The sequence below is a fragment of the Streptomyces sp. NPDC029159 genome (genome assembly GCF_055564055.1).
On record NZ_JBVHWT010000018.1, the window covers coordinates 56,255 to 68,695 of the forward strand.

Genomic DNA, 12,441 nt, shown 5'->3' on the forward strand with positions numbered 1-12,441 from the left:
GTGTCCGACTCTAGGGCGTGTCCGCAAAGTCCCGCCTGGCTTGCGACGCCCGGCACGCACTCCCCCAAGCTCTCGGCTCCGCTCGAGCAGGGAGGTACCCCCTTGCGGCGTTGTCGGATCACCCCGATACAACCCAGTATCGGGGCGACCCTCCGCCTTGCGAGGGCACGCACCGGACGCCGCAAGCCCCGCCCTCCGGGCGAACGACGCGACTTTACGGACACGCCCTAGGGGTGCCGGGCGGCGGTGGCCGAACTGGCCTGTGGGGAAGGGCCGGTGAGGCGGGGGAATGGCGTTCGCTCCCCCGGTCGCGGGCGGCGCCCCGGCCCGGGACCGGGAGGAGGCGCCGCCCGCGGCGACGGTGGTTCGGGCGGCCCGGACCCCCGTGCCGGGCCACCCCGTCGGTGTGTCGCCGTCAGTGGCGGGCCGTCGCGCTGCGCTGGCGCAGCTCCGTGAGGACGGTGTCGATCAGCGGCGAGTGGTAGACGTCGGCGACGAGGGCGAGGTGCTCGTACTCGGCGGCGAGGCGGCCGTCGCCGGTGCCGTGGGTGACGACGACGGTGTCGGCGGCGTGCGGGGGGACGTGGCCCACCGCGCGGTTCTCCAGGCCGCGGCGGAGCGCGGCGGCCTCGGCGACGGCCGCGCGCTGGCGGTCGTCCGGCACCACGGCGCGGGCGCGTTCCCCGGCGATGTCGAGGGTGTCGGACTCGACGTGGCGGCGCAGGGAGCGCTGGACGTCGCGGATCTCGGCCATCCGGCGGTTGGCCCGCCACTCCAGGTCGGCGAAGGGCCACCGCCCCGGCCAGGTCCCGCGCTCCATGGTGACCTCCGGGCTCTGCTCGGTGACCTGCCGCCACAGCGGGGTGAGGCGGCGCAGTCGGCGCCAGGCCGACGCGCGCGGGCCGGCGGCCGGCAGGGCGAAACCGGCGAGGACGAGGAGCGCCGCGACCGAGGCGCTGAGCGGGGCCACGCCGTTGGAGAGCCAGGGCGCGGGGCGGCCGGCCCAGGAGAGGACGAAGCCGAGGAGTTTGGCGGCGCAGTAGACCAGGCCGAGGTGGCATCCGGCGGACATCACCCGCAGGCCGCGGGCGAGCCAGGAGACGCCGAGGGTGGCGGCGTAGCACAGGCAGAGCGCGCCGAGGGCCGCCAGGCTGGCGCCGAAGATGGCCAGGTAGAGGCCGAGGAAGACCATGACGCCGGGGGCGCCGGTGTAGGCGGTGCTGAAGTCGCGGGGGTGCTCGACGGCGTCGGGGCGGCCGACGGCGAAGCCGGTGACGGCGACCGCCCAGAGCACCGCGACGGCGGCGATCGTGGCGCGGGCCCGGGTGCGGGCGCGGCGGCGGGCCGCGTCGCCCTCGCCCGCCGCCCAGCGGGCCAGCATCACCTGGGCGCCGACGGCGAAGACCATGACGGCGGAGTAGAGGAAGACCATCGCGAGGTTGGCGACGCCCAGCAGGTGGTCGAAGGCGCGGTAGAGGCTGGGGGCGGAGAAGAGGAAGACGGTGGCGACACTGCCGGTCATCACGCAGGCCAGGCCCAGGTCGGCGTTGGCGCGGTCGCGGAGCCAGGCGGTGGTCTTGTAGCCGACGATGGTCCAGGCGACGGCGGCGAAGCAGAGGTAGAGGACGTCGAAGACATCAGGCACGGGGCTCACCGCCGCCGTCGCGGGCGGATCCGGTGACGTCGGAGCCCGTGGTGTCTTCGGCCGGGCCGTGGTCCTCGCTCCCGGGGTCCGCGGTGTCCGGGGCGGGTGTGTCCGGGCTGCGCAGGTGCTGGAGGGCCGGGCCGAGGGCGGCGGCGAGTTCGGCGGCGCGGCCGTCCGGTGGGGGCGGCGGGTCCTGGGTGGGCGGGGCGAGGCGTTCCATCAGGAGGGTGCCCAGGACCTCCGTCTCGCGTTCGGCGGGGTTGTCGTAGCCGTGGTGGCGGGCGAGGCCCGGGGTCAGGCCCATCCGGCGCAGCGCGGTCGTGGCGTCGACGGAGGGGGTCCACAGGCGCAGTGCGTCCTCGGTGAGCGCGGGGTCGCGGTCGTGGCCGAGGAGGAGGTGGCCCAGTTCGTGGAGGACGATGTGGGCCTGGTGCCAGGGCGAGGTGCGGCTCTCGTAGAAGACCCAGTAGGCGTCGTCGGTGGCCGCCGTCATGCCGGAGGCGGCGCCGTCGAGGCTCATCGGCACCAGGTGGACGGGGGCTCCCACGCGTGTGCCGACGAGGTCGCACAGGCCCCGCAGATCGACCGTGGCGGGCAGCGCCAGCTCCTTGACGAGCCGCTTGCACCGCCTGCGTATCCGCCCCACTCGCATGGTCATCCCGTCGTCGTGCGTGCGCCGCCAGGTGGCGAAGAGCCGGTCCGGCCCGTCGGCCCGGGGCAGGTCAACCGTCATCGGTGGCACCGCCTCTGCCCGGCAGGTCCATCTGGCGGCGGAACTGGTCGATGATGGTGGTCAGGCTCTCCTGGACGTCGGGCGGCAGGCCCACCGAGCGCAGGGCGATGGCGCGGACCCGCTGGTCGCGCATGGCGGCGAGGAAGCGGACCTCCTCCTCCACCCGCTCGGCCTGCGGCTGCGACAGATCGCCCAGGAGATATCCGGCCGGGACGCCGAAGAACTTCGCCAGCGCGCGCAGAACTTCGGGAGAAGGGTTGCTCCGGCGGCCGTTGCGCAGCATGGAGAGGTACTGCTCGGTCAGGCGCACCCCGCCGTACTGCTCCGGATCGCCGCTGATCTCCTCGGCGACATGGGCGTTGGTGTACGGCGCGCCGGGCGGATGCATATGGGTGAAGAGGCGGCCCAGGCGGTCGGCGAGGGTGTCGGTGTCCTGCCGCGCCGCATCGCCGCGCGCCGCCGTGCCACGTCCGGCGCCGCTCCGCGCGCCCTTCTCCGCCATGCCTCCGGCTTTCCCCTTGCCCGGTTCTCCGGTGTGCTCCCTGTCGTCCTTCGCAGCCATCCCCCAGCCCTTTCCCCCGTGTGCGGCCGTTGCCGTCGCCGGCCCGTGCGCAGCCCTGTCCACGGACCCAACGGTGAGTTAAGTCGACCGTCGGGAATCCCGGGCACATCCTGTCACGGTCCGATCACCCGATGCCAGGGGTCGCCGGGAACGGAAGGCGGAAATGCCCGTAGCCCGCGGAGGATTGCTCCGTGCGGCCGCCGGTCGGTAGGGTCCCTTCGCACGGCCCGGTCGTTCCTTAACGGGGAGTTGAGCCGCTGCTTCGCCGGGGCCATCGGGCCCCGCCTCCGCCGTACCGCGGACGGCGTGTGGGACGCCGCCGCGGCCCGGGTGGCTACCCCCGTCCGGGGGCATCCAGAAGGGGGTGCCCGCCGAACCGCGGGGGCGGTTTGATGGCGGGAAGTCGCCACGGCAGCTCTGCCGTCCGGCGTCGGCCGGCGCCCCTTCGTGAGTACCGCCCGGCCCTCCCCGCTTACGGCCCGGACCTTCCCCCCGGGTCGTCACCCCCCGCCTGACGGAGAGGACCTGCCCCCATGCCCCCTGCCCTCGTACGTCCCGCCCGGCCCGCGCCCGTCGAACGTGCCACCGCCCCGGTCCCCGCCGCACGCCGCGCCGGAGGTGCCGCGTGTCCCGCATGACCCTGAACGTGTACCGGATCGACCCCACGACGTCCGCCCGGACCGAAGTCCGTTACGTGGACGTGCCGTTGGGGGCGACGCCGCCGCACCCCGCGATCAGCGCCGCGTTCCCGCCGTGCCGGTGCGCACGCTGCCCCCGTCACCAGGAGCCCCGGCCGGGCTCCGGGCGGCGCGGCACCGCGCATCCCTGACCCCCCGACCGCCTCGCGGCAACCCTCACGGCCGCGTCCCGGGACGTCCTCCCCCGCCCGGGCCGCGCCGCTGCCGCGAGGCCCACTCCACCGGCCGCCACCCTGAAGGCGGCCGGCACCGGAGGGGCGGGCCCGGGAGTTCCCCCGACTCCGCCCTGCGGGCCCGCCCCTCCACCCCCTTCACCGAGAGCACCGGACGCCCCGCCGTCCGGTGCTCGTCGTCGTTCCGGGAGCCGTACGGACATCACCTCATCAGCCGTCCGTTAACAGCGAGTTGATGGTTCGTTACGCCGAAACTGATCTACGCCCCGGACGCTGTTCCGCGTGCAACCACTACGGCAGAGCAGCCCAGGACAGGACACCGTCCACGGTGTTCTGCGGCGACGTGCCCGGAGCCATCCGGGCCACCCGTTCCTCTCCTTCCTGGACGAGTCCGGTGCGGTCACGACGATCAGCTACGGCGAGATGGACCGCCGCGCCGAGCGGATGGCCGACCTTCTGGTCAGCCGGGGCATCGGCCCAGGAAGCCGCTTCCACGTCCATCTGACCAACCGCCCCGAGTTCTTCGACGCCTGGTTCGGCGCGGCGAAGGCGGGCGCCGTCATGGTCCCCACCAACCCCCTCTCCACCGCCGGCGAACTCTCCTACGTCCTCTCCCACGCCGAGTGCCGGCTCAGCCTGACCCAGCCCGAACTGCTCACCACCGCACAGGTCGCCGCCATCGACTCGCCCTGCTGCGAGCAGCTGCTGGTGACCGGCGCGGAGTCGCTGGACCGGGCGCTGGCCACGGCGCCGGCCCGGCCCGCGCACGTGGTGAACGATCCGTCCGCGCCGCTCGGCGTGCTCTACACCTCCGGCACCACCAGCCGCCCCAAGGGCGTCGTCGTCCCGCACGCGGCGTATCTGCACTCCGGCGAGGTCGTCGCCCGGCAGCTGCGGCTGCGGCAGGAGGACCGGCAGCTGATCGTGCTGCCGCTGTTCCACGGCAACGCGCAGTACTACTCCTCGATGTCCGCGCTGGTCACCGGCGCGTCGATCGCGCTGACCCCGCGGTTCAGCGCCTCACGCTGGTCCGAGCAGGCGGTGCGGCTGGGGGCGACGGTGGCGAGTCTGTTCGCCGCGCCGATCCGGATGATCCTGGCGCAGCAGCCGTCCGCGCACGACACCGCGCACCGGCTGCGGGCGGTGCTGTTCGCGCAGAACGTCACCGAGACCCAACTCACCGGGTTCGAGGAGCGGTTCGGGGCGCCGCTGCTCCAGCTGTACGGCATGACCGAAACCGTGGCGCCGCCGCTGATGAACCCGCTGCACGGGCGGCGCCGCAACCAGAGCATGGGCCGCCCGGTGCCCGGCGCCCGGCTGCGGGTGGTCGACGAACGGCTGCGGGACGTCGTCCGCGGCCAGAGCGGCGAACTGCTGGTCGGCGGCGTGCCGGGGCGCACGCTGATGGCCGGTTATCTGCGCGATCCGCAGGCGACGGCCAAGGCGCTGGGCGGCGGCTGGCTGCGGACCGGGGACCACGTCCGGGTGGACGCCGACGGGTTCGTGCACTTCGTGGACCGCGGCAAGGACGTCATCAAGCGGGCGGGCGAGAACGTGTCGTCGAGCGAGATCGAGCGGGTCGTCAACGCGCACCCCGCGGTCTTCGAGTCGGCGGCGGTCGGGGTCCCGGATCCGATCCGGGACGAGACGGTGAAGGTCTTCGTCGTCCTCAACGGTCAACACCCCTTCACTGAAGGTGAGTTGATCGAGTGGTGTGCGGCAAGGCTGGCGCCGTTCAAGGTTCCGGGGTGTGTGGAGGTCGTCGAAGGACTGCCGCGCACCCCGGTAGGCAAGATCCGCAAGCATCTGCTTCGCGGTCGCTGACCCGGTGCGAGCGCTGACGACGCCCGCACCGGTGGATATCCATCCATCACCCTGAGGAGTATCCATGGAATTCAAGCGCGCCGTCGGTACGCGCCGCACCACCCGCTACTACCAGGCATGGCGCCCGGTGGAGAAGGAGAAGGTCCAGAAGATCCTGCACGCCGCGCGGCTCCAGTCGCACCACGGCAATGCGCAGGAGGTCCGTAAGGCCGTCGTCATCACCAAGGGCGAGACCCCGGACGCGGTGCGCGACGGTCTGATCGACGCGGTCTACAACCAGCCGCAGGCCCACCAGGCGCCGGTCGCCATCGTGTGGTGCACCGACATGGCCGGGTGGGAGCCGCTGCGTCCCGCGCTGCTCAAGCTGATCGAGTCGGGCTCCCTGACCTCCAGCTACGGCTGGTCCGAGGAGTTCGTCGACAGCGTCGTGATGAAGACGCCGGACTTCAACGTGCTCGCCGGTGACGTCGAGTTCGCGAAGTGGCTCAGCGCCTTCGAGTGCGGTCTCGGTGTCGGCTCGGCGCTGCTCGCCGCGACGGACGAGGGCCTGGGCACCGGTCTGGTCACCGGCCGCCGGGAGCAGATCCGTGAGCTGCTGAAGATGCCCGACAGCGTCATCCCGACCCAGATCCAGCTGGTCGGCTACTCCGCCGAGAGCACCGAGGCCGGCGGCCAGCGCCCGCGCCCCGACTTCGAGGACCTGTACTTCGACGGCACCTGGGGCACCAGCTACGGCAGCGACGAGTCGGTCGTCGCCGAGCTGTCCGACGCCGGGATGATCCAGGCGCCCGCGCCGCTGCCGCACCGCAAGGCGGAGCTGCGTGCCCTGGCGGGGATGTTCGGTCTCCCCGAGTGAGAGCCGAGCTGATGTCGGAGGCTGCGGTGGTGCCCGGTTCCCGGGCGCCGTCGCGGCCTTCGGCCCACCCCGACGGCTCCGCGGGAGTCCGCCGCCTGGCCCAGGCCCGCATCCCGACCGCCCACGGCGAGCTGCGCTGCGTGGCGTACGCGGCGGCGGACGGTGTGGAGCATCTGGCGTTCGTGGCGGGCGAGGTGTCCGGGGCGGCCGATGCGCTGGTGCGGCTGCACAGCGAGTGCGCCACCGGTGACCTCATGGGGTCGCTGCGGTGCGACTGCGGTGCGCAGCTCGACGAGGCGCTGCGGCGGGTCGCGACCGAGGGCACCGGCGCGGTGGTCTATCTCCGCGGCCACGAGGGCCGCGGTATCGGCATCGCCGCCAAGCTCCGCGCCTACCAGCTCCAGGACACCGGTCTGGACACGGTGGACGCCAATGTGGCCCTGGGGCTGCCGGTCGACGGCCGGGACTACGGCGCGGGCGCGGCGATCCTCCGCGACCTGGGCATCACCGGCGTACGGCTGCTGACCAACAACCCCGACAAGGTCACCGCGCTCGCCCGGCACGGCGTGCGGGTGGCCGACCGGGTGCCGCTGCTCGCCCCGGCGCACGGGGAGAGCCTGCGCTATCTGCGCACCAAGCGGTCCCGGATGGGGCACCTCCTCGACGGCCTCGACTCCCCCGCCGGGCCCGCCCGTTCCCCCCGGCCCCGAACCACCACGACGGCGCCCGCGGCGGCGCCTGCTGAGGAAAGCCCATGACCGACACTGCCTTTCACGATCTGATCACCGTCCAGCGGTACGCGGCACACCTGTCGGACCTCGACGCGAAGGAGCGCGACGCCCGACTCGGCACCGTCGCCGAGTTCGCCGAGTTCGTCGGGCGGACGCCGGACGAGATGATCGCGGAGATCTTCAACGAGGAGACCCGCAAGTACCGCAAGCGCGGCTTCTACAGCGACCGGGTCAAGGAGTTCTCCGCGGCGCTCGACGGACCGCGCAACCGCCAGCTGTTCCGCGGCAACGTCATCCGGTCGTTCTTCATCGCCAACGGCCGCCGGATCCCCCCGGAGCAGCCGGACTGGATCTGAGCACCGGTGCGGGCCTGGTGCCAGGCCCGCACCGTCCGTCCACGGCGCCGGCCCACCTGAAGGGAGCAGAGCCTTGCTGCCCATCCCACGGCATCCCCTCGACGACCTGCTCGGCATCCGCTACGAGGAGGTGTCCCCGGGGCGGGTGCTCGCCTCGCTCACCCTGTCCCCGCGCATACACGGCGCGACGGGCACGGTGCACGGCGGCGTGCTGGCGGCGCTGACGGAGAGCGCGACAGCGGCGGGCGGGAGCCTCAACGCCGGGGAGGGCGAGGCGGCGGTCTGTGCGGACACCCAGATGCACCACGTCCGCCCGGCGGTCGACGGCACGCTGCACCTCTGTGCGGTCCCCGTCCATCGCGGCTTCACCCAGCAGCTGTGGTCCGCGGAGGTCTTCGACGACCGCAACCGGCTGGTGAGCCGCGCGACGGTGCAGTTGCTGCATGTGGCGCGGGAGCGGGCGGTCGCACCGGCGGCGGGGCGGTGACGACGCGGTCGTGCGTCTCGGCACACCCCGGCGATCCCTCTCGACGCCCGCGTGGCCGAGGCCACCGCCGGGATCACCGGCGCACCGACCGCCCCAACGGCCCGCCCTTGAACCGCAGTTGGTGAGGTTCACGGTGCGCCCCTCCAACTGGGGGTGCCTCCCACACACGCCCTTCGGCATCCTCGTCCACGATGGCCGACGACCAAGGAGAACGACGGTGATCAGTCGGCTGCGGCCGCATCGGTACGGGTGGATGCCGCCGGACACGAGCGGCCTGGAGTCCCTGACCGGCCGGGAGCGGGAGGTCCTCCTCCTGGTGACCCAGGGCCTGTCCAACGCGGAGATCGCCGAACATCTGGTGGTGTCCGCCGCGACCGTCAAGACCCACGTCGGACGGATGCTCGCCAAACTCCAGCTGCGCGACCGCGTCCAGGCGGTGATCTTCGCGTACGAGTGCGGTCTCGTGCAGGCGGAGGGCGACCGCACCGGCTGAGCCGCCGGGGGGGGGGGGGGGGGGGGGGGGGGGGGGGGGGGGGGGGGGGGGCCTCCCTCCCCCCCCCCCTCCCCCCCCCCATTTTTCACCAACCCCCCCCCCCTCCAACCTTCCTTCCCCCCAAGCCCCACCCCCCCCCCCCCCCCCTCCCCCCCCCTCCCCCCCCGCCCCCCCCCCCCCCACCCCCCCCCCCCCCCCCCCCCCCCCCCCCCGGCTCCCCCCGTACGGGCTCGGCCCGCCAGCTGCATGTCCCGGGCCGCGCGCCGGACCGCAGGATCATCCGCTGCAACTCCCGCAGCTCCCACGAGGGTTCGAGGCCCAGCTCCGAGCAGATCGTGTCGAGGAACCGGTGTCATACCGCAGGGCCCGTACGGAACATTCCGTACGGGCCCTGCGCGTGCGTGTGGCGTGCGGTGCCGCGGGGTCAGCGGTGGCCGGCCAGCTCCAGCAGCCGGGAGAGGAGTCCCTCCTCGCGCAGCCGCTGGAGAGGCAGTTCGCCCAGTATCTCCAGCACCTGCTCGTCGTTGAGCCCGGCCGCCAGGTCGACGGGGGCGTCGGCCTCCGCATCGGCAGCGGGCGCGGCCGCCGTGGCGTCCGGCCGCTGTGCGGGCACGGCCTCCGGGAGCGGGCCCGGGGCGACCGGCGGCAGCGGGCGGCGGACGGGGCCGGGCGCGAGGGCGTCGGCGATGTCCTCGGGGCGGAAGCCGGGGCGGGTCGCGAGGTGGACGCTCATCCGGGCGGCGCGGGCCCGCAGCGTCGCCGCGGTCTCCGCCGGGGAGGTGGCGGGCCCGTCATCGGCCCGCCGGCCACCGGCGGCGCCCGGCCGCACCCCGTGCACGCCCGCAGCCGGCGCGGGGCGATCGGCCCAGTCGGACAGCACCAGATGGCAGGTCCCGCCGTCGCCGTCCGCGCCGACGCCCGCCAGCACCGGCTCGCTCCCCCGGCGCGACAGCGGCTCCACGGCGCAGCCCGCCCCTTCCGGGGCGCCGGTCCACGCCGGTGCCTCATCGGTCACCCGGGCCGCGGCGCGCAGGCACAGCACCGTCTTCACGAGCGCGGCGGCGGCACCCTCGGGCCGCGCGGCGGCGTCGGCGGGCAGCGGCTCCCGCACCGGGCGGCCACCCGAACCGGCGGGGACCGCGGTGCGCACCGGGCCCGCGGGGGCGGCCAGTTCGACGAAGCGGACCGCGGCGGCGTCGACCCGGGCGTGGGCTCGGGCCCGGCGCGCCGCCTCCTCCTGGGCGGCGCCCGGCCCGGCGGTGGCGCCGCCGTCGTGGCTGACGGCGCCGCCGCGTATCAGGCAGTGCACGGTGTCGCCGTCGGCCAGCGCCCGGCGCAGCGTCTTGAGGACGAGGAGCCCGCCGTCGGCCTCCTCCGCCGCGGCGCCGGCGGACGCCCGGACGGTGACCCCGCCGGCCAGCGCCTCGTCGCATTCGCCGCCGCGCAGCGCCAGACAGGCGAGGTGGACGGCGGTCAGGGCCGAGGAGCGTGCGGTGTCGACGACCAGGCTCGGGCCGCGCAGGCCCAGGGTGGCGGAGAGCCGGCTCGCGAGGGTGGTGCGGTCGGTGCCGGACGTGCCGTGCCCGGCGGGACGCGGGCACTCGGACGCGCCGAGGAAGACGCCGGTGCCGCTGCCCGCCAGGCCCTCGGGGAGGATCCCGGCGCTCTCCAGGGCCTCCCGGGCGAGGTCGGCGGAGAGCTGCTGCCGCGGGTCGGGGGCGGCGAGGTCCCCGGCGGGCACCCCCAGCGACTCCGGCCCGAACCAGCGGGCCGCGCCGCCGGGCCCGAACCGCCTGCCGCCGGATGCGCCGGACGCCTCCGGGCCGTCGTGGAGCAGCCGCCAGAAGCTGTCGGGGCCGTCCACCCCGGGGAACCGGCAGGACAGTCCGACGACCGCTACGGCGTCGGCCTCCTCCGGCGCGGTCCGCCCCTCGCCCGTGTCCGCCTCGGAAGCGATACCCATCTCATTCCTCTCGCCCGCCGCGCGCCCGCGGCCGGATGTCGGGCAGCCGGAGCGGCCGCACCGCCCCGTTCCGCTTGTACCGCCCGCCGCTGTGTCCGTGTTCCGGGACGGCCTGCGCCCCGCTCGCCCAACTCGGTGGTCAAGGCCGCCGTCGGCCCGGTTCGGTTGCCTCCCGCACCAGGTGGGAGGGGTTCCACGCCGAAGGCGTCGCACCATCGCTCCCGGTCGCCCCAGGGCCCCTGAAGCGGCGGACAAGGTCCGTGCCCCGGTCGCCGGGCGACATTCCGATTCCGGCCCGGCGGAGACCGCCGTCGCCCGGGCCCGGCCGCCCGCTCACCGCGCGGCCCCGGTCGTCCCCCTCCATTCTCCAGCCCCCGAACCCCCTGCGCAGCGCACCCCAACCCCTAGCGACCCCTATAAATTTCAGGTGAACACGGGGTGTCCCCCGAAGAGGTGTCATGGTCCGGGGACGCGGACGGATCGGCGTCCCCGCCCGGATATCCGCCGTCCCCGGCGCCACGTCGGCGTCAGGGACGGCCCGGCGACCGGGCGGGTGCCGGAGGTCAGCCGGTGCACCGCACGGCGACGGCGGACGCCGCGTGGTGGGCGCCGTCGAAGCCGGCGCCGAAGTCGGTGCCCTGGGTGTGGAGTGTGACGGAGAGGTGCCCGTCGGTGATCTGGAAGGTGCCGCCGGGCGCCCAGCCGCCGCGCTTCCTGGTCTGGTCGACGGTGAAGTCGCCGAGCGCCTTGCCCGTCCCGGCCGCGGAGGCGAACACCGAGTAGCGGGTGGGGTGTCCGCCGACGTGCCGCACGTCGTCGTCCTGGGGGACGTAGGCCCGGACCTGGCAGCTGCCGGACTTCACCGGCCCGGTGGCGAAGGTCCACAGGGTGTAGTTGCCGTCGTCACCCTTGTCGCCCGCCATCGGCACGGAGACGAAGGAGCCGTCGCAACCGTCCTTGGCCCAGCCGCCCTTGTGCGTCGTCCAGCCCGCGTCGCCGTCGGCGTAGGTGCCGTGCTCCTTGTAGCCGGTGGACTTGCCGGTGCAGCCGGGCCCGGCCGTCGCGGTGTAGGTGGCGGCGTCACCCGCCGGGGCGCCGCCCTGCCCGCCGTCGCCGGAGCCGCCGGATGCGCCGCCGTCCTGCGGTGCGTGCTGCCCCTGCGGCTGGTCGGCCCCGGGGACGACCCCGGCGGCGCGGTTCTGCCCGTCGTACTCGGACGCGGCGGCCGGCGGCTGCTTGTCGTGCCCGCCACCGGCCGTCAGCTTCGAGATGAGGAACGGCGAGCAGAGCAGCAGGACACCGGCGATGCCGGCGGCGGCGACCATGGGCTTGGAGACCCGGCCGCCGCTCGCCACCAGCGTGCCCGGGTCCGCGTCGGAGGCCGTCGCGCCGGTGGCCGCGGCGGCCGAAGTGGCCTGGCCCGCCGTCCGTTTCGCGGTGTCCGCCGCGGCGTCCGTCCCGCCCGCTGCCGCGGTGCGCCCGGTGGCTTCGGGCACCCGGCGTGCCGCGGGTGCGGGCGCGGGCGCGGTGTCCGCGGAGAGGACGGGCACGGTCGCGCCGTCCGTGCGGGGCGGCCTGGTGGTCCCCCGGCCCGGCGGCGCGGCGGGCGCGTCGCCTGCGGCCGCTTCGACGGCCGCCGCCTCGACGTCCGCCGACGGGGCGTCGCCCCTCTTACGGGACTCTTCCGGCTCCATGGGCGCCATCGTCTCCTTCTTCTGGTGTCGTTCGGGTGGGTGTACGGGAGGCGTTACGGGGCGGCGGCAGCAGCGGGTGCCAGGTCCGGTCGGCTTCCGGCTGCTGCGACTGCTCCCCGGTGGCCAAGTGGGTACGGAGTTCCTTCAGGGCGTCGTGAGCCCGGGTCAGCTCGCCCTTCGCCGGCCCGGCGGGCCGCGCGGCCGAGGGGGCCGGTATCGGCGACCG

General features: G+C 74.9%; 9 protein-coding genes and 2 pseudogenes. 6 read left to right on the plus strand and 5 right to left on the minus strand.

Features of this window, described 5'->3' with window-relative positions; genetic code table 11:
- Positions 1–415: 415 nt before the first annotated feature.
- From ACZ4U4_RS27730 to ACZ4U4_RS27740, 3 genes are read right to left on the minus strand one after another with little or no spacing between them, the layout of a single operon-like run.
- Positions 416–1,645 (minus strand): MAB_1171c family putative transporter, encoded by a 1,230-nt coding sequence (locus ACZ4U4_RS27730; protein WP_467879658.1) that lies wholly within the window; start codon positions 1,643–1,645, stop codon positions 416–418.
- Entirely contained in the window at positions 1,638–2,378 is a 741-nt protein-coding gene (locus ACZ4U4_RS27735) for a hypothetical protein (RefSeq protein WP_467879660.1), read from the minus strand. The genes ACZ4U4_RS27730 and ACZ4U4_RS27735 overlap by 8 nt, the downstream gene beginning before the upstream one ends.
- Positions 2,368–2,940 (minus strand): helix-turn-helix domain-containing protein, encoded by a 573-nt coding sequence (locus ACZ4U4_RS27740; protein ID WP_467879663.1) that lies wholly within the window; start codon positions 2,938–2,940, stop codon positions 2,368–2,370. The genes ACZ4U4_RS27735 and ACZ4U4_RS27740 overlap by 11 nt, the downstream gene beginning before the upstream one ends.
- 1,153 nt (positions 2,941–4,093) lie before the next feature.
- Between ACZ4U4_RS27740 and ACZ4U4_RS27745 the strand changes: the two genes are divergently transcribed.
- The 6 genes and pseudogenes from ACZ4U4_RS27745 to ACZ4U4_RS27770 all read left to right on the plus strand — a co-directional run.
- Entirely contained in the window at positions 4,094–5,635 is a 1,542-nt protein-coding gene (locus ACZ4U4_RS27745) for an AMP-binding protein (RefSeq protein WP_467879665.1), read from the plus strand.
- Between the two features lie 64 nt (positions 5,636–5,699).
- The gene (locus ACZ4U4_RS27750; protein ID WP_467879671.1) at positions 5,700–6,491 is read left to right on the plus strand and encodes a nitroreductase family protein; all 792 of its coding nucleotides are present in this window, start codon (positions 5,700–5,702) and stop codon (positions 6,489–6,491) included.
- Positions 6,492–6,577: 86 nt separating this feature from the next.
- A pseudogene (ribA, locus tag ACZ4U4_RS27755) lies at positions 6,578–7,249 on the plus strand (GTP cyclohydrolase II); the annotation flags it as partial.
- A complete protein-coding gene (locus tag ACZ4U4_RS27760; RefSeq protein WP_467879674.1) occupies positions 7,246–7,578 on the plus strand; it encodes a hypothetical protein in 333 nt (110 codons plus the stop codon). The pseudogene ribA and the gene ACZ4U4_RS27760, both read left to right, overlap by 4 nt.
- Before the next feature lie 73 nt (positions 7,579–7,651).
- A complete protein-coding gene (locus ACZ4U4_RS27765) occupies positions 7,652–8,065 on the plus strand; it encodes a PaaI family thioesterase (RefSeq protein ID WP_467879677.1) in 414 nt (137 codons plus the stop codon).
- A gap of 274 nt (positions 8,066–8,339) precedes the next feature.
- Positions 8,340–8,558: pseudogene (locus tag ACZ4U4_RS27770) on the plus strand (response regulator transcription factor); the annotation flags it as partial.
- A gap of 424 nt (positions 8,559–8,982) precedes the next feature.
- Here ACZ4U4_RS27770 and ACZ4U4_RS27775 read toward each other — a convergent pair.
- Positions 8,983–10,521, minus strand: a complete 1,539-nt coding sequence (locus ACZ4U4_RS27775; protein ID WP_467879679.1) for a beta-ketoacyl [acyl carrier protein] synthase domain-containing protein — start codon at positions 10,519–10,521, stop codon at positions 8,983–8,985.
- Between the two features lie 563 nt (positions 10,522–11,084).
- Complete coding sequence (locus ACZ4U4_RS27780; RefSeq protein ID WP_467879682.1) at positions 11,085–12,215, minus strand: hypothetical protein; 1,131 nt, start codon at positions 12,213–12,215, stop codon at positions 11,085–11,087.
- Positions 12,216–12,441 lie beyond the last annotated feature (226 nt).